Source organism: Pseudomonas sp. rhizo66 (genome assembly GCF_031931925.1).
Taxonomy (GTDB): Bacteria; Pseudomonadota; Gammaproteobacteria; order Pseudomonadales; family Pseudomonadaceae; genus Aquipseudomonas.
The window spans coordinates 183,382-205,042 of record NZ_JAUJWZ010000001.1 but is presented as its reverse complement, the minus strand read 5'-3'; the positions used below and the strand labels follow the sequence as shown (position 1 = coordinate 205,042).

At 55.9% G+C, this 21,661-nt stretch carries 23 protein-coding genes and 1 pseudogene; 18 read left to right on the top strand and 6 right to left on the bottom strand.

Going from position 1 to position 21,661, the window contains the following annotated elements; all coding sequences use genetic code 11:
- The first annotated feature begins 17 nt into the window (after nt 1-17).
- The 7 genes from QZR14_RS00860 (at nt 18) to QZR14_RS00830 (ending at nt 6,191) form a co-directional block, all read left to right on the top strand.
- Nucleotides 18-962 carry a tetratricopeptide repeat protein gene (locus tag QZR14_RS00860; RefSeq protein WP_311995617.1) on the top strand — a complete coding sequence of 315 codons (945 nt, stop codon included), beginning with the start codon at nt 18-20 and terminating at the stop codon, nt 960-962.
- Nucleotides 963-1,182: 220 nt separating this feature from the next.
- A complete protein-coding gene (locus tag QZR14_RS00855; protein ID WP_311995616.1) occupies nt 1,183-1,935 on the top strand; it encodes a tetratricopeptide repeat protein in 753 nt (250 codons plus the stop codon).
- A gap of 114 nt (nt 1,936-2,049) precedes the next feature.
- The gene (locus QZR14_RS00850) at nt 2,050-3,021 is read left to right on the top strand and encodes a tetratricopeptide repeat protein (protein ID WP_311995615.1); all 972 of its coding nucleotides are present in this window, start codon (nt 2,050-2,052) and stop codon (nt 3,019-3,021) included.
- Nucleotides 3,022-3,063: 42 nt separating this feature from the next.
- A complete protein-coding gene (locus QZR14_RS00845) occupies nt 3,064-4,020 on the top strand; it encodes a hypothetical protein (protein WP_311995614.1) in 957 nt (318 codons plus the stop codon).
- Between the two features lie 115 nt (nt 4,021-4,135).
- Nucleotides 4,136-5,062 (top strand): hypothetical protein, encoded by a 927-nt coding sequence (locus QZR14_RS00840; RefSeq protein WP_311995613.1) that lies wholly within the window; start codon nt 4,136-4,138, stop codon nt 5,060-5,062.
- Nucleotides 5,063-5,386: 324 nt separating this feature from the next.
- Complete coding sequence (locus QZR14_RS27970) at nt 5,387-5,746, top strand: DUF3304 domain-containing protein (RefSeq protein WP_311995771.1); 360 nt, start codon at nt 5,387-5,389, stop codon at nt 5,744-5,746.
- On the top strand, nt 5,634-6,191 hold the full coding sequence (locus QZR14_RS00830) for a DUF3304 domain-containing protein (protein WP_311995612.1): 558 nt from the start codon (nt 5,634-5,636) through the stop codon (nt 6,189-6,191). The genes QZR14_RS27970 and QZR14_RS00830 overlap by 113 nt, the downstream gene beginning before the upstream one ends.
- Before the next feature lie 52 nt (nt 6,192-6,243).
- On the opposite strand, the gene QZR14_RS00825 is transcribed toward QZR14_RS00830, so the two are convergent.
- Nucleotides 6,244-6,540: a hypothetical protein gene (locus tag QZR14_RS00825; protein ID WP_311995611.1), complete on the bottom strand. Its 297-nt coding sequence runs from the start codon at nt 6,538-6,540 to the stop codon at nt 6,244-6,246.
- A 495-nt stretch (nt 6,541-7,035) separates the two neighbouring features.
- On the opposite strand from QZR14_RS00825, the gene QZR14_RS00820 reads away from it, so the two are divergent.
- Together QZR14_RS00820 and QZR14_RS00815 are read left to right on the top strand one after the other, a co-directional pair.
- On the top strand, nt 7,036-7,305 hold the full coding sequence (locus QZR14_RS00820) for a DUF2790 domain-containing protein (protein ID WP_311995610.1): 270 nt from the start codon (nt 7,036-7,038) through the stop codon (nt 7,303-7,305).
- A gap of 89 nt (nt 7,306-7,394) precedes the next feature.
- A complete protein-coding gene (locus QZR14_RS00815; RefSeq protein WP_026000451.1) occupies nt 7,395-7,793 on the top strand; it encodes a hypothetical protein in 399 nt (132 codons plus the stop codon).
- Here QZR14_RS00815 and QZR14_RS00810 read toward each other — a convergent pair.
- Entirely contained in the window at nt 7,790-8,059 is a 270-nt protein-coding gene (locus tag QZR14_RS00810) for a DUF1652 domain-containing protein (RefSeq protein WP_007912157.1), read from the bottom strand. The two genes, QZR14_RS00815 and QZR14_RS00810, sit on opposite strands and share 4 nt — an antisense overlap.
- A gap of 367 nt (nt 8,060-8,426) precedes the next feature.
- On the opposite strand from QZR14_RS00810, the gene eco reads away from it, so the two are divergent.
- The gene (gene eco / locus QZR14_RS00805; protein WP_110719216.1) at nt 8,427-8,912 is read left to right on the top strand and encodes a serine protease inhibitor ecotin; all 486 of its coding nucleotides are present in this window, start codon (nt 8,427-8,429) and stop codon (nt 8,910-8,912) included.
- 21 nt (nt 8,913-8,933) lie between these two features.
- Nucleotides 8,934-9,239 carry an NIPSNAP family protein gene (locus tag QZR14_RS00800; RefSeq protein WP_064362707.1) on the top strand — a complete coding sequence of 102 codons (306 nt, stop codon included), beginning with the start codon at nt 8,934-8,936 and terminating at the stop codon, nt 9,237-9,239.
- Between the two features lie 30 nt (nt 9,240-9,269).
- Here the strand turns inward: QZR14_RS00800 and ilvA are convergent.
- Nucleotides 9,270-10,265 (bottom strand): annotated as a pseudogene (gene ilvA, locus QZR14_RS00795) (threonine ammonia-lyase, biosynthetic); the annotation flags it as partial.
- Between the two features lie 441 nt (nt 10,266-10,706).
- The gene (locus QZR14_RS00790; RefSeq protein ID WP_311995609.1) at nt 10,707-11,480 is read right to left on the bottom strand and encodes a methyltransferase domain-containing protein; all 774 of its coding nucleotides are present in this window, start codon (nt 11,478-11,480) and stop codon (nt 10,707-10,709) included.
- A gap of 159 nt (nt 11,481-11,639) precedes the next feature.
- Here QZR14_RS00790 and QZR14_RS00785 point away from each other — a divergent pair, with 159 nt between their 5' ends.
- The 4 genes from QZR14_RS00785 to pncA all read left to right on the top strand — a co-directional run bounded on the left by QZR14_RS00785 (nt 11,640) and on the right by pncA (nt 14,153).
- On the top strand, nt 11,640-12,173 hold the full coding sequence (locus QZR14_RS00785; protein ID WP_311995608.1) for a tetratricopeptide repeat protein: 534 nt from the start codon (nt 11,640-11,642) through the stop codon (nt 12,171-12,173).
- A gap of 63 nt (nt 12,174-12,236) precedes the next feature.
- The gene (locus QZR14_RS00780) at nt 12,237-12,722 is read left to right on the top strand and encodes a sigma-70 family RNA polymerase sigma factor (RefSeq protein WP_442967368.1); all 486 of its coding nucleotides are present in this window, start codon (nt 12,237-12,239) and stop codon (nt 12,720-12,722) included.
- Nucleotides 12,719-13,480, top strand: a complete 762-nt coding sequence (locus tag QZR14_RS00775; RefSeq protein WP_311995606.1) for an anti-sigma factor family protein — start codon at nt 12,719-12,721, stop codon at nt 13,478-13,480. Before QZR14_RS00780 ends, QZR14_RS00775 begins: the two co-directional genes overlap by 4 nt.
- A gap of 46 nt (nt 13,481-13,526) precedes the next feature.
- The gene (pncA, locus tag QZR14_RS00770; RefSeq protein ID WP_311995605.1) at nt 13,527-14,153 is read left to right on the top strand and encodes a bifunctional nicotinamidase/pyrazinamidase; all 627 of its coding nucleotides are present in this window, start codon (nt 13,527-13,529) and stop codon (nt 14,151-14,153) included.
- A gap of 128 nt (nt 14,154-14,281) precedes the next feature.
- On the opposite strand, the gene QZR14_RS00765 is transcribed toward pncA, so the two are convergent.
- Both QZR14_RS00765 and QZR14_RS00760 read right to left on the bottom strand, forming a co-directional pair.
- The gene (locus tag QZR14_RS00765; protein ID WP_311995604.1) at nt 14,282-15,583 is read right to left on the bottom strand and encodes an ATP-binding protein; all 1,302 of its coding nucleotides are present in this window, start codon (nt 15,581-15,583) and stop codon (nt 14,282-14,284) included.
- 4 nt (nt 15,584-15,587) lie between these two features.
- Nucleotides 15,588-16,289 carry a response regulator transcription factor gene (locus tag QZR14_RS00760; protein WP_267794907.1) on the bottom strand — a complete coding sequence of 234 codons (702 nt, stop codon included), beginning with the start codon at nt 16,287-16,289 and terminating at the stop codon, nt 15,588-15,590.
- A 266-nt stretch (nt 16,290-16,555) separates the two neighbouring features.
- On the opposite strand from QZR14_RS00760, the gene QZR14_RS00755 reads away from it, so the two are divergent.
- From QZR14_RS00755 to QZR14_RS00745, 3 genes are all read left to right on the top strand, one after another.
- Nucleotides 16,556-17,713 (top strand): efflux RND transporter periplasmic adaptor subunit, encoded by a 1,158-nt coding sequence (locus QZR14_RS00755; RefSeq protein ID WP_250605276.1) that lies wholly within the window; start codon nt 16,556-16,558, stop codon nt 17,711-17,713.
- A gap of 15 nt (nt 17,714-17,728) precedes the next feature.
- Entirely contained in the window at nt 17,729-20,827 is a 3,099-nt protein-coding gene (locus tag QZR14_RS00750) for an efflux RND transporter permease subunit (protein WP_311995603.1), read from the top strand.
- Nucleotides 20,828-21,009: 182 nt separating this feature from the next.
- Nucleotides 21,010-21,651 (top strand): DUF1345 domain-containing protein, encoded by a 642-nt coding sequence (locus tag QZR14_RS00745; RefSeq protein ID WP_250605278.1) that lies wholly within the window; start codon nt 21,010-21,012, stop codon nt 21,649-21,651.
- Nucleotides 21,652-21,661: the final 10 nt, after the last annotated feature.

Below are 21,661 nucleotides of genomic sequence, written 5' to 3'. Positions count from 1 at the left end.
TTAGAATTATTTTAGCAATGCTGATTGCCGCTCTTTCTGCAAACAGCTCAGCACATTCGCAAACAAATGAATCAACCCTGGGAGTGGTGTTATACAACCAGCTAAAGTTAGGCTTGGCGATTCCCGAGCTAAAAAAGGAGGCCGATTCGGGAAATCTTGATTCCCAGTACTACCTTGCCGAGGCACTTCGAAAGCGAAGCCGGTACATGACTGCTGAAGCGCAGCAATGGTACGAAGCTGCTGCAAAGCAAGGGAACTACTACGCAATGATTCAGTTAGGGCGTAGTGGTGATGATCTATGTAAAAGGATGAACAACTGCCCAAACCCTATTAAAGCTCCAGTCGATTGGCTTCGTAATGCACGTGATCTAGCGCAGCCTAGGGCTGAACACGGTGACGCTGAGGCGATGTATGTTATGTATGAAATAACGTTAGATCGTAGCTGGTTGGAAAAATCAGCGCTTGCTGGAAATGCAACAGCGCAATATTGGATGGCTATTGGCGATAGACAAGGCGAAGGTTTCTTCCTTCCGGGCAGGCGCAACGCATCCGTCGGTAATTGGTTGAAAGCATCGGCCGAAGGTGGAAATCCCCGCGCAATGATGGAGTATGCGGCCTATCTACATGAAAATAGTGGTGATCTTGAAACCGCTCGCCATTGGATTAGAACCGCCGCCGAACGCGGATATGAGAGCGGCGTCACCAGTTACGGCGCGTACTTAGCACATGCTCCTGAAAGGTTCGGATTCGAATTTGATGTGGTAAAAGGATATGCGATAACCTCACTTCTGAAGGAACTAGACGAAGGTGGAGGGATGCAATCTTATGTAGATGAAGTACTTCCAGAGATTGCAGAGAAAATGACTCCAGCACAACTTGTGCGCGCCGAGAAATTTGCTTCAGAATGGAAAGCGGCACATCCTCCACTTTCCTTTTTCCCGGAAAAACTAGGCAGGCAATAGTAGTGTCTAAATTTTCTATGCGGCCTTTATTAATTGTTATATTTTTTTGGGTAGATCTAAGCCTAGCGGCAGAGAGCGAACCCGAAAAAGCTTCAGGACTGGTCTTATACAATCAACTTAGAATAAACGCAGCGACTCAACAACTCCAAATTGAAAGCAACGATGGAAATTCCGACTCTCAATACTACTTAGCAGAAATCATTCGAAAAAAAGTCGCTACATGGCGCCAGAAGCGCAACATTGGTATGAAAAGGCAGCAGAAAAAGACAATATTTATGCAATTATTCAACTGGGCCGACACAAAAATGACTTTTGTCAGAAGATTGGCAACTGCCCTCCATTCAAGAAAACCCAAGCGGAATGGTTTGCACAAGCTAAAGGATTAGTTCTACCAAAGGCGCAGGAAGGCGATCCCGAGTCCTTGTATCTAATGTATGAAATCACTCTGAATCGTGAGTGGTTAGAGAAATCCGCAACCGCGGGATACCCGCTCGCGCAGTACTGGATGGCGGTCAGCGAGCGTCAGGGTGAAGGCTTTTTCTTGATCCGAGGAAAACGTGATGCGTCTGTAAAAAAATGGCTTTTGCTCTCGTCGGAGGGTGGATATCCGAAAGCTATGATGGATTATCTACAAATTTTATTCGAAGAAGGGGATATGGAGGGCCTTCGTCATTGGCTTAAAATTGCAGCAGAAACCGGTGACCAGGCAGCAATAAGTAATTACGGCGCTTACATAGCACATACACCGGACAAAATTGGTTACCCGTTAGACTTAGTTAAAGGCTACGCTCTATTTACATTGCTTAAAGAACTTGATGACAGCGGTGGAATCGGAAGATATGTTGAGCGAAAATGTGAAGAAATTCGTGAAAAAATGACACAAACTCAAATTGAAGAGTCAGAAAAAGCTGCTAAAGATTGGAAAGCCACTCACCCGCCGCTTTCGTTCTTCCCCGACAAACTGAGTAACTGATTCGATTTTCTCGTGTTTTCAGGGTGTCGCACTTCGGATTTCATCGTGGTGGGCTGCCACCCTTTAACATCCCGGACGAAGCAACCACCTTCCGTAATCTCGGCAGAAACACCAATGAAACTGATGACCACTGCGATGATGTTGTTAGCCCTAGGGTCAACTCAGTCATTCGCGCTTACGCATGAACAATCTCGGGCAAAAATAAAGGGCATCGAGCTATACAATCAATACAAAGCCATTTCTGCGATTGATTTTTTGAAGATCGCCGCTGATGGTGGCGATGATGAGGCACTCTATTACCTAGGCGAATCAATAAGAAAAAATAACAGATACATGACTCAGGAAGCACAAAAAGCTTACGAGGAGTCAGCAAAAAAAGGCAATATTTATTCTATGATCCGGCTCGGAAGAGAGGACCAAGACTTATGCGTAACCATGAAGAATTGTTCCCCCTCTGAGCAATCGCCTGAAGGCTGGATGAATGAAGCTAAGAAGCTTGCAACTGATCAGGCATCTCATGGAAATGCTGAGTCTATGTACTTGTTATGGGAAATAACAGGGAACGATGAATGGTTAGAAAAATCTGCAGAAAAAGGTTTCGCATTGGCGCAATTTCGTTTAGCGACTAAATATCAAGAAGGTGGCGGAGTATTCCTACTGCCCTCCAGAAGATCAGATGAAATCGAAAAGTGGATGAAAGCGTCTGCAGAGAATGGCTATCCTCCAGCTATGATGGGATTTGCCGCTGCCAGGATTGAAAAAGCCGACTTTTCATCGTTTAGAACTTGGAATGAAAAAGCTGCAGATTCAGGCTACGTATCAGCGGTTTTTGGTTATGCGTCTTATATAGGCGAAGTTGAACCAAAATACGGATTCACCTCAGACCCAGTGACGTCATATGCGCTACTATCAAATCTACTAGAGCTTGATGGTGGTGGAAACGTAATAAACAATGTCAACGATGTTTTGCCAGAAGTGGAAAAAAACCTGTCAACAGAGCAGATAGGGAAAGCAAAAGAGCTCGCAAAAACGTGGAAGGCCAACCACCCGCCTCTCTCGTTCTTCCCTGATAAGCTAGGATATTAACGCCAGTGAGGCTATTCAGGCAAATGACATCAAGGAAATAGCATGGATATAAAAAAGCTTATCGCCCAGGCAGCGTCGAAGTACGGCAACACTTCGAACGTCGTATTGAAAGCCAGCGAGAGCACCGGACAACCTCCATGCGAACTATTTATCACCGATGAACATACAGAGAATTACTTAACGTTACAGATGGCAGGAGATGCAGATAGAGGAGGTATAACAGGTATAGCGGCAGGCGTAGGATCTCTCGCAAGTATTGCATTGGCATTTATGATGATCATAAAAGGCCGTTGGGATCTTGTAGGCCTTTGTATTTTCCTTGCCGCGACCATGTTCCTTATTCCGTTTTATTTTGAAACGCGAAAACCACTGCCTTTACCTGTATTATTTAATCGCAGAACAAAAGAAGTTTATTTTGATCAAAATGGTGATTTGTATCATACGCCATGGGACAACATTCAAGCTATCGCGTGTGAATTTCAAATGACAAGCATTTATACGGGCGGTATAAATAACGCTTCTCTCGAAATACTAGTAAAACGTCTAGGCGACCCTGAAAATGCTCTTATGGTTAGTTTGGGCTCCCCAATGGGCAAGACACTTGATATGCAAAAAGGGTTTTGGGAATACATTCGCAGCTACATGAATAATGGCCCATGGCTTGATGAAAATGGCAACCACGCAGAATCCGATGAATTCATAAAGAAAACGCTTTCGAGCAATATTAGACCGTCAGACTTTTTGGGATACTGGAAAAAAACGATCACAGATAAAAAAGTCAAATCCGGACACTCTAACTACTTAACTGCATCTGACGCTTTTATGTTTATTGGACATTTAATTTTTTTTCCAACCAATGCCATACAAGACTTCACATACAATTATGCACAGAGAAAAACACGAAACTTATGGCCAGAAATAGTTACAGAACGCTTACATCAAGACGGCCCCACACTTAGACTCATAGACTTAGAACGCGAGCGCGGTTTTTCTGTTTGACTTATGATCACGAAACCGAAAGGTAATAGCTTACTACTCCTTACTTGAAGGCACGCACTACCGCCCATCGAAGTCAAGGAAATGGCATGGCTTTAAGAACGGCAATGAAAAAATTATGGCGAAATATGGTGATGCTCCTACCGCAGTTCTTAGTGACGACGAGTCTACGGGGGAGCACCCTCTTGAGCTTTTTATAACTGATGAACACACAGAACACTATCTTTCACTAAAAGTTGGCAGTGATCGAAACCGCGGCTTGCTTAGCGGACTTCTCGGGGGAGTTTCAGCTCTGATTGCACTCATCATTGGCGTTTGGATGGCTTTACTGGGCAAGTGGGACGGAGTGGGCTGGATGTTACTTTTCGGGATACCGTTGTTCATTGTTCCAATCATCATCGAAACAAGACGCTCTTTACCGCTTCCCATAATTTTCAATCGACGAACACAGGAAGTCTATTTCGACAACGAAGGAGAGCTCTATCATACTCCTTGGAAGGGAATAGAGGCTGTAGCTTGCGAGTTCGACATGGCTGGCCTTTATTCTGGGAGCATCCGAAACGCCTCGCTTGAAGTATTAATGAAGCGCCTGGGAGAACCTGAAAACGAAATTATGGTGAGCATTGGTACGCCGGCGGGAAAGTCTTTAGAAATGCAGAAAGGATTTTGGGAATACATTCGCTCTTATATGAACAACGGCCCATGGTTCGACCACACTGGAGCTCATAGCGAATCGGATGACTTTGTAAAAAGCCAGTTAGACCTAAACTTAAAACAATCTGAATACTTAGGTGCATGGAGAAAAATCATTCGTGAAAAAAAAGAAGCTGGAGATGGAAGCAATTACTTAACTGGCACTGATCTTTTAATGCTACTAAACAATATAGTCTTCTATCCATCAAACAAGATTCAAGACTTTATTTATGAAAGAGCAAAGCGTCGTTCGCGTAACCGTTGGCCCACTGTCGTGACTGAACGACTGGAAGCGGATGGTCCAACGACAAGATTGATTGATTTGGAACGCGAGCGTGGTCTCGCTGTTTGATTAAATGTTGGAGATCCTCAGCTTGGTAGCGGCATGTGCAGCCTCCTCATAAGCTTACTATATCCAAGTTAAAGCAACCCTCTTGATTCTAATCCAGGAAAAATTGAAGTGTGACTCATCGGTTCGCGATCGGTAAAGTCCTCTCCAGGCATAAAGCCGGAATGTAACCTATTACCTTGGAATTTTAGTCATTTGATAGATATTGCTGCGGACGCACGTCGAAAACGAATATGGCGACGAAGACGAATAGCCCTAGCTGTACTGGTATTGCTGCTTAGCTACGCCACCCCCCAAATCCTCGCACTGTTCCGCACGCCAGGTGCAATGGTGACTTCGGAAAACCATATGGAGCGACCGATTTTCAGTTTCTGGGTCAATGGATTTTGGGGTGGGAACCTTTTTGCCAACGGCGGCGGTGGGATTATGTGCTGCTCCAAATTTGAGGGAGACACAGCCAAAGTCACCTGGATATTGGACATGACCAAACAGCAGCAAATACAGGGCGCGGTAGAAGAGCACCATGAAGTTCAGCTTTTGCTTCCCCAGCGTGGCCCACACGATCAGTACCTGCATGTGCGCTTTGATCCGGGTAATAAAGTACGGCTCGGATGGAGTCCTGACTTGTTTAGCCCATTTGAACCCCGACCAACCAAAGCTGTTTCGGAAACCAGTGAGGCGCAGTAAGAATATGCGATTCAGTCAGACGCCCATGTCCAGTCGCTCGAAGATATTGATCTGCGCGACAGTGCTGCTAGCCGCTTTTGTGACTTCTCTTATTCATGACCGTGTTCGTACGCCCGGTGCTGCCCTTACATCCCACAACTACACTGATCGTCCCATCGGCAGCTATTGGGTAAATGGTCACTGGGGCGGTAACGGAGGCGTGACCTGCTGTTGGAGCATCGATGGCAACACCGCTAAAGTTGCGTGGATTCTGAGCATGTCTAAAGCTCAAGAGGATCAGGGGATGAAGATCGAAAGACACGAAGTGCAAGTGCACTTGCCTTCACGCAACCGTGGCGATGACACGTTGCATGTCTATTTTCTGCCGAACAATCGTATCGAGTTGGTGTGGGCATCGACGGTGCTGGATCCGCGTCCTCACTCAACGGAATCCTTACCGCGCTGAAACACGGGTCGTTTCTCACTCCGTCCCGTGGCTGCGTCATATCAATTTCTCATCAAACCGGCGCCTTCCAACTCAACATCTCCTGCTGCGCCACCTGCAGCAGATCATTGCCATCCTGCGTCAGCAGGTAAAGCGCATGGGTGATGTGTGGAATGTCTTGCACGTCGGCGTGCTTGAAGCACAGGCAATGCAGGGTTTCGAGCAGGTCGGCGGCGGCGCGGATTCGCTGGACGGCGGCTTCGAGGATGTCCTTCGGGTTGGCTTGGGTGTCGATGAGCAGTGTCGGGGTTTCGGTGACGTTGCTGCTGAGGGGGAGATAGCGGTTTTGAAGCGGTTTAATTATTGGCATTTTGATTACTCAACTGTATTAGAGGGTAACCGCCATAGCCGTGACCAAACGGTGGGAGGCGGCCGTGTACAGGCTTGGTCAACCGAGAACAGTTCAAAACTCAGCTCGCCCGAAGGCGTCCTGCACACAGCCGCCACTGCAATGCACTCCACGGATTAGGTAATCCGAGCGGTGCAAATGATGGCACATATGCAATGAACTTTTCTCAGGTGACCAAACCCGAACCACTGATTTTGCAGCGGCAACCGACAATAACCGCCCCGCTCCAACCGCCGAAAGCAGACAAGGCACCAGCCTTTGTAGGAATTCGCCAAACATCCCTAAGAAAACCACCCACTCCCTGACAGCCGGCGTTCAGCCCGGTTAACCATCCCTTAACGCCGTGGTCAAAAACTCTACTGAACCGCACGCCCTCAGCCATTTTGGCTGTTGCCCGGTGCGGCAGGTTCGGGTGAATCACGCCGAACGCTAGAACCGTCACTCGGGAGTCCTTCCATGAACATTCGTCCTTTATTGCTCACTGCCGCCCTCGTCTGCACCGCGTTTGCCGGGCTGGCCCAGGCCAATGACACCTCTGCCACGTCCAAAGCCGTACCGTATGAGTACGGCATGCCACTGCATGTGGCCAAAGTGGTGTCGTTGACCGAGCCACCAACGCAACTGTGCAAAGTGGTCACGGCCGACATGAAGTACATCGACAACGCTGGTAGACCTGAGGAAATCAGCTACCGGAAATTGTCTGACGCGTGCAACTTCCAGAACTGACAGAAACGTCTGATTTGCGGGTTGGCGGTAGGCGTGGGGAGTTTCGGCGGTTATGCTCGGAGCCCTCCTCACTGCCGCAAGGATTGGCCATGCAGTTGTCGTTTCGCACGTTGTCGGGCTTCACATGTTCGTTGTGTTTTTTGCTGGCGCTGGCCTGGGGCGTTTTCCCGGAGAGGCTGTTGGCGATCTGGAGTATCGAGTATTCCGACGCTGCAGGATTTGTCGCGCGGCGCAGTGCGGTGCTGTTTGCGGCGTTGGGGGTGATGTTTTATCTGGTGCGCAATGCACCGCCGTCGCTGGGGCGCAATGCGCTGAGCAACGGGTTTATCGTCGGATGTTTTGGTTTGGCAGTGCTGGGCTTTGCGGAATGGCTCAACGGTCATGCCGGCCCCGGGATTTTGCTCGCGGTGCTGGTCGAGTTCGCGCTGGGCCTTGGTTTTGTGCAGGCCCGGCGCGTGACGGTCGAACTGGGTGAAACGGTGCGTTAGACGACTCTGGAGCGTGGGCTGTAGTGATGTTGCACAGTTTGCTGGTTCAGATCCGATCGCAGCCCGGCGATCAGTTCGTTGATTTCACGACAGCCATTGAGGTGACTGGCGTCGATGCCACTGACCAGCAGATCGACCTGATCGGTCTGGTGATCGCCGAAAACCTTGACGGTCATCGACAAGTCCGGCGACAGCGTGCACTGGCAGCGTTTCGGCAAAAAACTGCTTTCAATGATGTTGCGTAGTTCCAAGGCAGACAGAAACATGGCGAAACCCTCTCCTTACTGTGAGATGCCAATCAAGTATTCACGCTGACCGTTGCTGACCCTGCACGGGTGTGTCCCCGCTGTTTCCCTGGTGCGACAAGCGGTGGTACTGCGAAATGCCCATTGGAGTGTAGGCGCCCAAGTCCGGTGCGCCGCACTGAAAGGACGCATAAAGCGTGCCTTTCATCGGCTGGTTTTCACCCTCATAAAATCAAGCACTTGGCGGCGGTGCCAGTATTTGGCTATTTGCAAATTGCAAGAATCGCCCCTGCCAGCACTGCAATTTGCAACTCGACGCTGGTTTGCAATCACGGCCCATGACGGTAAGAATGCCCGTCATCTACCCTACACCCGCACGGAGGCTTCCATGGGTTCTTTACGCGTCTACGCGACCACCGGTTTGTTCATCGCCAGCCTGTCCACCCTCGCCCACGCCGCCAAGCTTGAAGACGTCGCGCCGTACCCGAAGGCTGAAGCAGGGTTCACCCGCCAAGTCATTCACTTGCCCAAGCAAGAGCAGGAAGAGAACTTTCAGGTGGAAATTCTCGCCGGCAAAACTCTTGAAGTGGACTGCAACCGCCAGCGCTTGGGCGGCGTTCTCGATGAGAAGAATCTTGAAGGCTGGGGTTATCCGTTCTATCGCCTGGAAAAAGTCATCGGGCCGATGAGCACGATGATGGCCTGCCCGCCCGGCAGCCAGAAGAAACGCGCCTTCGTGCCTGTCGTCGGTGACGGCTTCATGCTGCGTTACAACAGCAAGTTGCCGGTCGTGGTGTATGCGCCGTCGGACGTCGAGGTGCGTTACCGCATCTGGTCGGCCTCGGACAAAGTCGGTACAGCCCTGCAGGAATAACCCGAACAAGGAGTGCGTCGTTTGATTACCTGCCACGTCCGATATGTCATTGATCCCTACCAATTGCCTGAGTTCGAGGCCTACGCCAAGGCCTGGCTCGGCATCGTCGAGCGCTTGGGCGGCACCCATCACGGCTATTTTTTGCCGTCCGAAGGCGCGAGCAATATCGCTTATTGCCTGTTCAGTTTTCCGTCGCTGGCGGATTACGAAAGCTATCGGCACATCGCCATGACCGACCCGGAAAGCACGGCACTGGTTGCCAGTCTGGTCGAGAAGAAGTTCATCGTCAGCTACGAGCGCAGCTTTCTGCGCCCTTTGCTGCCGTAAGCCCCTTCACGCCGAGACGCCGCACACCGCGGCGCGCTCGGCGACATGGCGCAGGCTGTCGAAGTTGATATTGGCGCCCGAGTCGATCGCCACGAATGTCTGCTCGCGCACCCCGGTTCGCGCTACGTATTGCTTGATCCCGGCCACGGCCAGGGCGCCGGAGGGTTCGGTGATCGAGCGGGTATCGTCGTAGATATTCTTGATCGCTGCGCAGAGGTCGTCGTTGCTGACGGTGATCACCTCGTCGACGCAAAAACGGCAGACCTCAAATCCGAACGCGCCGACCTGCGCTACCGCCACGCCATCGGCAAAGGTGCCGACATTGGGCAGCACGACGCGCTGATCGGCTTCGAGCGCAGCCTTCAGGCACGCTGAGTGTTCGGATTCGACGCCGATGATCCGCACCTCCGGGCGCAGATATTTGACGTACGCCGCGATGCCCGCGATCAGACCACCACCGCCTACCGGCACAAAGATCGCATCCAGCGAACCTTGATGCTGACGAAGGATTTCCATCGCCACGGTGCCCTGCCCGGCGATCACCTCCGGGTCATCGAACGGCGACACGAATGTGCGTCCGCTCTGTTCTGCCAGTTGCAGCGCATGGGCCAGTGCGAACGGGAAACTCTCGCCATGCAACAGCGCTTCAGCGCCACGACTGCGCACACCCAGCACTTTCAGTTCCGGCGTCGTCGCTGGCATGACGATGGTCGCTGCGATGCCCAGCTCGCGCGCTGCCAGCGCCACGCCTTGCGCGTGATTGCCAGCCGATGCCGTGATTACCCCCCGCGCCTTTTGCTCATCACTGAGTTGCACCAGTTTGTTGTAGGCGCCACGGATCTTGAAGGAGAACGTTGGTTGCAGGTCTTCACGCTTGAGCAGAATCCGGTTGCCCAGCGCCTCCGACAGCGCCGGCGCCGCTTGCAAAGGCGTGCGCACCGCGAGGTCGTACACCGGCGCGGCGAGGATCTTTTTCACGTAATGCTCAAGCAGGGTTTGCTGATCGTATGTGTAACTCATGAACATCTCCTTGGCAGAATTCACACGGTCCCTGTAGGAGCTGCCGAAGGCTGCGATCTTTTGATTTTGTTTTAGAAAAATCAAAGTCAAAAGATCGCAGCCTTCGGCAGCTCCTACATGAGCCACATTTCAAAAACCCCGGAGACAGAAAGTAAAAACCCGCCTCTAGGGCGGGTTGGGTGCTGCAGTCGTGAGCTAGCCCGCCAAATGAGGAATGGCGGTAATAATAATTGGCTGGCAGCGCAATACGGTGGAAGTCATGGGCTGGAAATTAGCCTGTGCGCAACGGGCAAGTCAATGACAAATATTTAGCGTCGACGTTAGTCTGGCGACGCTCTCATCACACCAGGGAAGGCTGCTCGCGATAGCGGAGGTCAGCCAAAGATGAGGTGACTGACACTCCGCTATCGCGAGCAGGCTCACTCCTACACTGGAATGTCGTGGGATTCAGCCCTTTTTTACGGCGAAAAACGCGGCGGTTTCGTAAGGCACCGTCACCACATCCCTGCCGCGCAGTTCAGGCTCTGCGGCGATCAACGCACGAATCTGCTCATCGACCTTCGCCCGCTGCGCTTCCGGATGCGCGGCGATGAAACTGGTGGAGCGCACCCGATTGAAAATCACGTCTTCCGGTGAGCCGGTGTGTCCATGGTGAAACCGCTCGACCTGCAGTGGCGCAAATGCCGGGTGCGGAAACGCTGTGCGCCAAGCACCGGTGTAAAAGCGCGGCGTGTCACCTTCCAGTGCGTTTACGATGGCATCCAGTTTCGGCACCCAACTGACTTTGGTGTCACGCAGGTTCCAGATCAACCCTAACTTGCCACCGGGCTTGAGCACCCGGGCGATTTCGCTCAGCGCCTCGGCGCTGGCGAACCAGTGAAACGCCTGCGCGCAAATCACCACATCCACTGAGGCGTCCGGCAACGGCAGATCGGTCGCGGTGCCGCTTACGGCCAGCACATCGGGCCAGGCGTCAGACAGCTTTTCGAGCATCTGCGCCACCGGTTCAACGGCGATCACTTGCGCGCCGGTCGCCACCAGACGCCCGGTGAACTTGCCGGTGCCGGCGCCCAGATCGATCACGGTTTTATGCCTGTCCAGCCCCAGCGTCGCGCTTAACCATTGACTGACCTGCGGCGGATAGTCCGGCCGCCCTTTCACATAGGTGTCGGCAGCCGTTTTGTAACCGGCAGCGGCTGAGTGATGGACGTGATCGGTCATGGCAACGCTCCTTACGGCAAAACATCGGATCGACGGCAGACGCTCCCGAGCATAGCGCTTGAATTTACGCTTACCTTGAACAGTCACTGACAATGCAATGAATAAAAATTCACCCTGTGGTGTTCAAAGTGAAACATAACCTTCTGTGGAGCCTTGCCCATGACTATCCGTTCCGTTATGTTCGCCGCCCCGTTGCTGCTGGTCGCGGCGATGTCCAGCCAATTGGCCCTGGCCAATGGTGACGAAGAAGACCCCGTCCAGAAACCCGAATGCCCGAAAGGCCAGGTCTGGGACAGCAAAACCCAGAAGTGTGTGCTGCAAACCAGTCGCTTGCTGCCGGACGCTGACCGTACTGGTTACGCCTATCGCCTCGCCAAGGCCGGTCGCTACGAAGAAGCACTGGCGCTGCTCGACACGCTGAAGCAGCCGAACACCGCCAAGGCCCTCAACTATCGCGGTTACGCCACGCGCAAGCTGGGGCGCACCGACGAAGGCATCGGTTATTACCTGCAATCGGTGAAACTCGATCCGCAGTACGCGCAAGTGCGCGAATACCTCGGCGAGGCCTATGTGATCAAGGGCCGCGTCGACCTGGCGCAGGAACAGTTGCAGCAGATCCAATCGATTTGCGGCACCTCTTGCGAGGAATACCAGGACCTGGCTGAGGCCATCAACGATTCATCGAAAACCTGAGCACTTATAAGGGCCGCCATCATCTTCAACGATCAGGCATTCAGAGCAGAACTCGGACAGCACCTGGCGCGACTGTGGCGCTACGGTCTGTTGCTGTCGCGCAATCGGCACGTGGCCGAGGATCTGGTGCAAGCCACCTGTGTGCGAGCGCTGGAGCGCGCCAGTCAGTACATCGCCGGCACGCGCATGGATCGCTGGTTGCTGAGTATTCTGCATTCGATCTGGCTCAACGAAGTGCGCGCTCGGCGCGTGCGTCAAGGCGCGGGTCAGGTCGATGCCGATGGTCAACTGGCGTTCGATGGTGAATACGCGGCGCAAACGCACGTGATGGCGGCGCAAGTGATTCGCCGCGTCGACGCCTTGCCGGAAACCCAGCGCGAAACGGTTTATCTGGCCTATGTCGAAGGCTTGTCCTATCGCGAAGTCGCTGAAATCCTGCAAGTACCGATCGGCACCGTCATGAGCCGTCTGGCCACCGCCCGCCTCAAACTCGCCGAATACCCGCCACTGCAGGCAGTGCCGAAACCCACCGAAGGAGACCGCTCATGAACACACCTTCGGATGAGCAACTGGTCGCCTACCTGGATGGCGAACTCGACGGCGACGATCGCCAACAACTCGACAATGCCATTGCCGAAGACTCGTTGCTCAGTCTGCGCGTGCAATGGCTCAGCCGCAGCAATCTGCCGTACAAGAACGCCTATGACGAGCTCGCGCAACAGGCACCGCTCGATCGTCTGCAAGCGCGGCTGGATGCCATTCCTTCGCCAGAAAAGCCTGGGCTGAGTCGCCGCTGGTTTATCGGTGGCGCTGCCGCTGCGCTGTTGGCCGGTGGCGTTTTGGCCGACCGGTTATTCCTTGGCTGGCACGCCGCGCAATCGAACAACTGGCGCGCACTGGTGGGCGATTACATGGCGCTGTATGTGCCGCAGACGCTTGATCATCTGCCCACCGACGAAGCTGCCCAACGGGCGCAACTGCGCACGATCGATGCGCGTCTGGGCCTGAACCTTGCACCAGCCACTTTGAAGCTGCCTGATGCCGAATTCAAACGGGCGCAGATGCTTGAGTACGACGGCGTACCGATTGCGCAGATCGTTTATCTGGATGCGAAACATGGGCCACTGGCGCTGTGTGTCACGCGCTCAAACAGCGGCAGTCAGCCGTTGGCCCATGAACGTCGGCGTGAGATGAACGTGGTGTATTGGACTGAACGGCAGCATTCATGGATGTTGATCGGACACGACGCCCCGGTTGCGCTGGAAGACAAGGCAAAACTGTTAAAAAGTCGCTTAAGTACCGGATAGATCCTGCACTATGCTGAGCGAGTGTTTTTCCAGGGACGACTCCACAATGCCTGATTCATCTCGTTCTGCCTTACTGGTGATCGACGTTCAAAACGACTTCACCCCCGGCGGCCAATTAGCGGTACCGGAAGGTGACCTGATTGTGCCGCTGATCAACCGGCTTTCCCGCCAGTTCACCCAGGTTGTCGTCGCACAGGACTGGCACCCGGCCGGTCACGCCTCATTCGCGTCCAGCCATCCCGGTCACCAGCCCTACGATGTCATTCAGTTGGCTTACGGCGAGCAGACACTCTGGCCCGACCATTGTGTGCAATCGACAGCGGGGGCCGAGTTTCACCGGGAACTTGACCTGCCTCATGCCCAACTGATCATACGCAAGGGCTGTAACCCTGATATCGACAGCTATTCAGCCTTTCTGGAAGCCGATCGCCGCACCACCACGGGGCTGGCCGGCTACTTGAGAGAGCGCGGGATCGATACGGTTTACATGGTGGGGCTGGCACTGGATTTCTGCGTGATGTTTTCGGCGCTGGATGCGCGGGCAGCGGGGTTCAATGCCTACGTGGTGCTGGATGCGTGCCGGGCGATCGATCTGAATGGCTCACTGGCGGCAGCGATTGAGCGGATGCAAAGTGCCGGGGTCGGGTTGATTCAATCCACAGAGCTGGTCTGAACAACCACTGCCCCCTGTAGGAGCGAGCCTGCTCGCGAAGGCGCCAGGCCAGTCAACGCATACTTGGCTGACAGATCGCCTTCGCGAGCAGGCTCGCTCCCACAGGTATATTTTCAGCGTCATGAAGCTCAGGCGTTAGTGGGTAACCACAACCGGAACCGTGCCCCGCCCAACGGCGAGGACTCCACGGTCAACGTGCCACCCTGCGCTTCCAGTGCGCGGCGACTGATCGCCAGGCCCAGGCCAAAACCGCCAGTGGCGCGATCACGGCTGCGGTCGAGTCGATAGAACGGCTCGAAAATCCGCTCACGCTCGTCATCGGGGATACCGATGCCGTCATCATCGACCCAGATCTCACAGCCCTCGGCATTGACCTGCACGCCTATCTGAATGCGCTTTTCGCAATAGCGCATGGCGTTGCGCAGCAGATTCTGGATCGCCCGCGCGGTCAGGCGCGGATCGAGGGAAAAGCGTTCCAGTTGACCGTGCAGCAGCACGTCGATGACGATCTCCGGCGACTCCAGCTCATCATCGACACTGCCCAGAATGCTGTCGATGAACTCATCCAGCGACACCTCGACCTGCTCCGGCAGTTGCGCCGGGTTCTGCAAACGGCTGTAGGAAAGCAACTCCAGCACCAGTTCATCCAGCTCACGAATATGCGCGACCAGTCCCAGCAGGCGCTCGCGGCTGGCGGCCGGCAAGTCATCGGACAGGGCCAGGGCTAGGCCGAAATCCAGGCGCGTCAACGGTGTGCGCAGTTCATGGGACACGGCGTTGAGCAGGTCACGTTGCTGATTGAGCAGGTTTTCGATATCGCCGGCCATGGTGTCGAAGACGTTGGCGAGGCTGCCGATGTTGGAACTCGGGGCGATTTTCGTGCGCTCGCTCAGGTGGCCTTTACCGAAGCGTTCGGCGGTGCCCTTGAGGCGTTCCAGATCACGCCAATGCGGGCGCAGCCACATCAACAGGCAGGCCAGCAACGTCGCACCGATCAGCACGTTGATGCTCCAGTACAACAGATCGACGTCCATCGGATCCGGCGGCACGACCATTTGCACGGCAGTGGTGTCATCCAGCGGCGTCACCGCCAGCGTGCGCCAGCCCCAATCGCCAATGCGCACAACGTTTTCACCGCGACGCAGGCGTTCCTGCTCGATGGCGGTGAACTTGGCATCGTCGATCCGCGCGAGAACGATGTGCAACGGCTGGAAATCCTTGTCCATCGTTGCCGCCAGCGCTGGCCACTGCTCATGCGGCACCGCATGAAACTGGCGGGTAATCAGCGATTGCAGGCCGCGCGAATAGTCGAGGTTGTAAGTGACAAAGCGATCGCGGAAGGCCATGACCACCAGATCCGGCACCAGATAGATCGCCGCGCTGTAGGAGACGATCGTCACCAGATACAGGCGAAACAGGATGCGAAACATCAGTTCAGCATTCCCACTCGGAGCGGCTGAACAGATAGCCCTTGCCCCACACGGTCTTGATCTTGCGCGCCTCGCCTGCGTGGTCGTCGAACTTGCGGCGCAGCTTGGAAATCGCCACGTCCACCGAGCGGTCGGTGCCGTTGAATTCGATACCGCGCAGGCGTTGCAGGATCTGGTCGCGGCTCAACACTTCGCCGGCATGACGAGCCAGCACTACGAGCAAGTTGTACTCACCGCTGGACAACTCGACCGGCTGATCGCGCCAGGTGACGGTGCGCTCGGACAGGTCGATGCACAGATTGCCCATGAGAATGCGGTCATTGGCGGTCAGCGGTTCGCCAAGGCTACTGCGGCGCAACAAGGTGCGCACCCGCGCCAGCAACACGCGTGGTTCGCAAGGTTTGGTGACGTAATCGTCGGCGCCCATTTCCAGGCCCAAAACCTGATCGTGGCTGTCGTCGCGGGCCGTCAGCATCAGGATCGGCAGCGTCGCCGAATCGGCGCGCAGCAAACGGCAGACTTGCAGGCCGTCGAGGCCGGGCAGCATCAGGTCGAGGATCACCAGATCCGGCGGATTGATTCGCGCCCGCTCGCGCACATGGTCGCCACGGCCGATCACGCTGACGGAATAACCGTTGCGTTCCAGGTAGCTGGAAATCAGTTCGGCGAGGGCGGTGTCGTCTTCGACCAGGAGGATGTTGGGCATGGGGTGATCCAGAAAGTGCTGTGGCGAACGATGAGGCACATTCGCGAGCAGGCTCGCTCCCACACTTGGAATGCGATCCCATGTGGAAGCGAGCCTGCTCGCGAAAGCTATCTATCTGTCGCAATAAATTTCAAGACCTGAAGGATATACGCCCTCGCCCATCCCTGAGCAAAACCCTTACACAATTTCACACAGCGCCTACAAAGCTTCACCGCTAATCTCGGCGTCTGCCCGTAGGATGCGGGCATCAATATTGGGGGTTGTACATGTCGAAGAAACTGCTGGCCGGGCTCGGCCTGATCGCGATGGCGCTGACGCTGAGCGCCTGTGATTCATCCTCGAAGGCTGAGGAACAGGCGCCACCGGCCACGGTGCGCATCGAGACGATCGAAGCGCATCCCCTGACGCTCAGCAGCGAACTCAGCGGCCGCATCGCCGCGCCACGAATCGCCGAAGTGCGGGCACGGGTGGCCGGTGTGGTCTTGCAGCGCACCTTCCGCGAAGGCAGCGACGTGAAAAAGGGCGACGTGCTGTTCCGCATCGATCCTGCACCGTTCAAGGCTGACCTCGACAGCGCTGAAGCCGCGCTGCGCAAGGCAGAAGCCAATGCCTTTCAAGCAAAACTGCAAGAGCAGCGCTACGCCCAGTTGATCGACGACAAAGCCATCAGCGCTCAGGACTACGACAATGCCCGCGCCAATGCCCGGCAAACCGCCGCTGACGTTGCGGCCAACAAGGCTGCCGTCGAACGGGCAAAACTGAACCTCGGTTACGCCACCGTCACCGCACCGATTTCCGGTCGCGTCGGCCGTGCGCTGGTCACCGAAGGCGCACTGGTCGGGCAGAACGAAACCACACCGTTGGCACTGATTCAGCAGCTCAACCCGATTCACGCCGACCTCACCCAATCGACCCGTGAACTCAACGAATTGCGCCGTGCGTTCCGCTCCGGGCAGTTGCAGGAAGTCGGCCAGGATCAGGTCAAAGCCACGCTGATTCAGGATGACGGCAGCCTGTATCCGCTGCCGGGCAAATTGTTGTTCAGCGACATCACCGTCGACCCGGGCACCGGCCAGATCATCCTGCGCAGCGAGTTCCCCAACCCGGATCTGGATTTGCTGCCGGGCAGCTTCATTCGTGTGCGTCTGGAGCAGGCGACCATTCAGAACGGCATTACCGTGCCGCAGCGTGCCGTGCAGCGTGACAGCGCCGGCATTGCTCAGGTACTGACCGTCGATGAGCAAATGCGCGTCGCCGAACAACCGGTGCAACTGGGCGCGGTGCAGAACAATCGCTGGATCGTCACCGGCGGCCTCAAGCCCGGCGACCGCATCGTCATCGAAGGCCTGCAACACGCCCGCCCCGGCGAAACCGTGCAGATCGACGACACCCCTCTTCCACTTGCCCAGACCTCTGGTCAGTAAGCAGGACGCTTTTCTATGCCGCAGTTCTTTATCGACCGCCCGGTGTTTGCCTGGGTCGTCGCGCTGTTCATCCTGTTGGCCGGTGCGCTGGCCATCCCGCAGTTGCCGGTGGCGCAATACCCCGACGTCGCCCCGCCGCAGATCGAGATCTACGCCGTGTACCCGGGCGCCTCGGCGCAGACAATCGACGAAAGCGTGGTCAGCCTGATCGAGGAAGAGCTAAACGGCGCCGATCACTTGCTGTACTTCGAATCGCAAAGCAGTCTCGGCAGCGCGACGATCAAAGCCACGTTCCAGCCGGGCACCAACCCGGAGCTGGCGCAGGTCGACGTGCAAAACCGCCTCAAGGTGGTCGAATCGCGCCTTCCGCAAGCGGTCAATCAGCAGGGCTTGCAGGTCGAAAAAGTCTCGTCCGGTTTTCTCTTGCTAATCACCCTGACCTCCAGCGACGGCAAGCTCGATGACGTGGCGCTCAGCGATTATCTGGCGCGTAACGTGATGAACGAGATCAAGCGTCTGGACGGGGTCGGCAAGGCGCAGTTGTATGGTGCCGAACGGGCCATGCGCATCTGGATCGATCCGCAGAAGCTGATCGCGTTCAACCTGACACCGGCTGACGTCAATGAAGCCATCGTGGCGCAGAACGCCCAGGTTTCAGCGGGTAGCATCGGTGATCTGCCGTCACCTTCGACGCAGGAAATCACCGCGACCATTCTGGTGAAAGGCCAATTGGCGACACCGCAGGAATTCGCCGACATCGTGCTCAAGGCCAATCGCGATGGCTCCACGGTGCGCATCGGTGACGTCGCGCGGGTCGAGATCGGCAGTCAGGAATACCAGTTCGGTACGCGCCTCAATGGCAAACCGTCGACCGCTGTCGGCGTGCAGTTGTCGCCGGGCGCCAACGCACTGAACACCGCGACGTTGGTGCGGGCGAAGATGGATGAGCTGTCGCGCTACTTCCCGGCGGGCGTGGAATACAAGATCCCGTACGACACCTCGCCGTTCGTCAAAGTCTCGATCACCAAAGTGATTTACACCTTGGGCGAAGCGATGCTGCTGGTGTTCGCGGTGATGTTCCTGTTTCTGCAGAACGTGCGTTACACGCTGATCCCGACGCTGGTGGTGCCGGTGGCGCTGATGGGCACGTTCGCGACCATGCTGGCATTGGGTTTCTCGATCAACGTGCTGACCATGTTCGGCATGGTGCTGGCCATCGGCATTCTGGTGGACGATGCCATTGTTGTAGTGGAGAACGTCGAACGGATCATGGCCACCGAGGGCTTGTCGCCCAAGGAAGCCACACGCAAGGCCATGACGCAGATCACCGGCGCGATCATCGGCATCACCCTGGTGCTGGTCGCCGTGTTTATTCCGATGGCGTTCATGCAGGGCTCGGTCGGAGTGATCTACCAGCAGTTCTCGCTGTCGATGGCGACGTCGATTCTGTTCTCGGCGTTCCTCGCCCTGACCCTGACGCCGGCATTGTGCGCGACTCTGCTCAAACCGATTGCCAAGGGCGAGCATCACGAGAAGTCCGGGTTCTTCGGCTGGTTCAACCGCCGCTTCGAGCACCTGACCGATCGTTATCAGGGCTGGGTCGGCTATGCGCTGAAACGCAGCGGCCGTTACCTGCTGATTTACGCTGTGCTGCTGGTTGGGCTGGGCCTGTGCTTTGCGCGTCTGCCCTCCTCGTTCCTGCCGGTGGAAGATCAGGGCTACACCATCACGGATATTCAACTGCCGCCCGGCGCCACCAAGAATCGTACGGTGGCGGTGGCCGAGCAACTTGAAGCGCATAACGCCGGCGAGCCGGGGATCAGTGACACCGTGGTGATTCTCGGTTTCAGCTTCTCCGGTAGCGGCCAGAACGCAGCCTTGGCGTTCTCGACGCTGAAGGACTGGTCGCAGCGCAGCGGTGATGATGCCGCCAGCTCGATTGCCGATCGCGCCAACATCGCGCTAAGTGAAATCAAGGACGCCATGGCGTTCTCGGTGCTGCCACCGCCCGTGGATGGTCTCGGCACGTCGAGCGGTTTCGAGTTCCGCTTGCAGGATCGCGGCGGCCTCGGCCACGCGACCTTGATGCAGGCGCGCAGCGAACTGCTCGCGGCTGCCGAGAAAAGCCCGGTATTGATGAATGTGCGCGAAAGCGCGCTGGCCGAAGCGCCGCAGGTGCAACTGGTGGTCGACCGCAAGCAGGCCAATGCCCTCGGCGTCTCGTTCGCCGACATTGGTAATGTGCTGTCCACTGCCGTCGGCTCCAGCTACATCAACGACTTCCCCAATCAAGGGCGCATGCAACGCGTTGTCGTGCAAGCCGAAGGCGATCAACGCAGCCAGGTGGCCGATCTGCTGAAAATGCATGTGCGCAACAACACCGGGCATATGGTGCCGCTGTCGGCATTTGTGCAGGCCAACTGGATTCAAGGCCCGGCGCAATTAACCCGTTACAACGGCTATCCGGCGATTGCGATTTCCGGCGAACCGTCGCCGGGGCACAGTACCGGTGAGGCCATGGCGGAAATCGAACGTCTGGTGGCGCAGGGGCCGAAAGGCCTGGGTCAGGAATGGACCGGGTTGTCGTTGCAGGAACGCTTGTCTGGCAATCAGGCGCCGATCCTCCTCGGTCTGTCGTTGCTGGTGGTGTTCCTGTGTCTGGCGGCGCTGTACGAGAGCTGGTCGATTCCGACTTCGGTGTTGCTGGTGGTGCCCCTGGGCGTCCTCGGCGCGGTGCTGGCTGTGACATTGCGCGGCATGCCCAATGATGTGTTCTTCAAGGTTGGCCTGATCACCATCATCGGTCTGTCGGCGAAGAACGCGATCCTGATCATCGAGTTCGCCAAGAGCCTGTATGACGAAGGTCACGACCTGATCGATGCGACGTTGCAGGCAGCGCGTTTGCGTCTGCGACCGATCGTGATGACTTCGCTGGCGTTCATTCTCGGCGTGGTGCCGTTGGCCATTGCCACTGGCGCCAGTTCCGCAAGCCAACAGGCGATCGGCACCGGGGTGATCGGCGGGATGATTACCGCGACACTGGCGGTGATCTTCGTGCCCGTCTTCTTCGTCGTCGTCATGAAGCTCGTACAACGCTTCACCAAACCCCACTGATTTTAATTGTGGGAGCGAGCCTGCTCGCGAAAGCGTCGGTACATTCAACGTCGATGTTGACTGACCGGACGCCTTCGCGAGCAGGCTCGCTCCCACAGGGATTCTGCAAACATCCAGCGCTGTGGTCACACCTGCCATCGCTGGGCTAAGGTGTCTGAACCACCCTGGCCCATCGAGTCCCCATGCGCTTCCTCGCCCGCACCCACCCTCGCCTGTCTGCCGCCGCCCTGTTCGGCCTCGCCACCGGCCTGTTGGTCCCCGCCGATTCCATCGCCAGCAAAATCCTCATCGGCTGGAACGCCGGTGTCTGGACTTATCTGATCCTGATGTTCTGGCTGACCGCGCGCGCCAAAGCCCCGGACGTCAAACGCATCGCTGAAGTCGAAGACGAAAATGCCGGGCTGGTGCTGTTCGTGGTGTGCATCGCCGCGCTGGCGAGCCTGGCGACCATCACCTTCGAGCTTGCCGGCAGCAAGGACCTGGAAACCACGCGCAAACTGCTGCACTACGGTTTTACCGCACTGACCGTGATCGGTTCATGGCTGCTGATCGGGGTGATTTTCTGCGTGCACTACGCCAGGTTGTATTACACCTGGGATGGCAAGGAGCCGGCGTTACGCTTCGCCGAGGGGCTGACGACCCCTAACTATTGGGACTTCTTGTACTTCTCCTTCACCATCGGCGTCGCCGTGCAGACGGCAGATGTCGGTGTTGCCACGCGCGATATCCGCAAAATCGTATTGGCACAATCGTTGATCGGATTCGTGTTCAACACCGCGATTCTGGGCTTTTCGATCAATATCGCTGCCGGTTTGTTCGGCTGACGGCATTCCG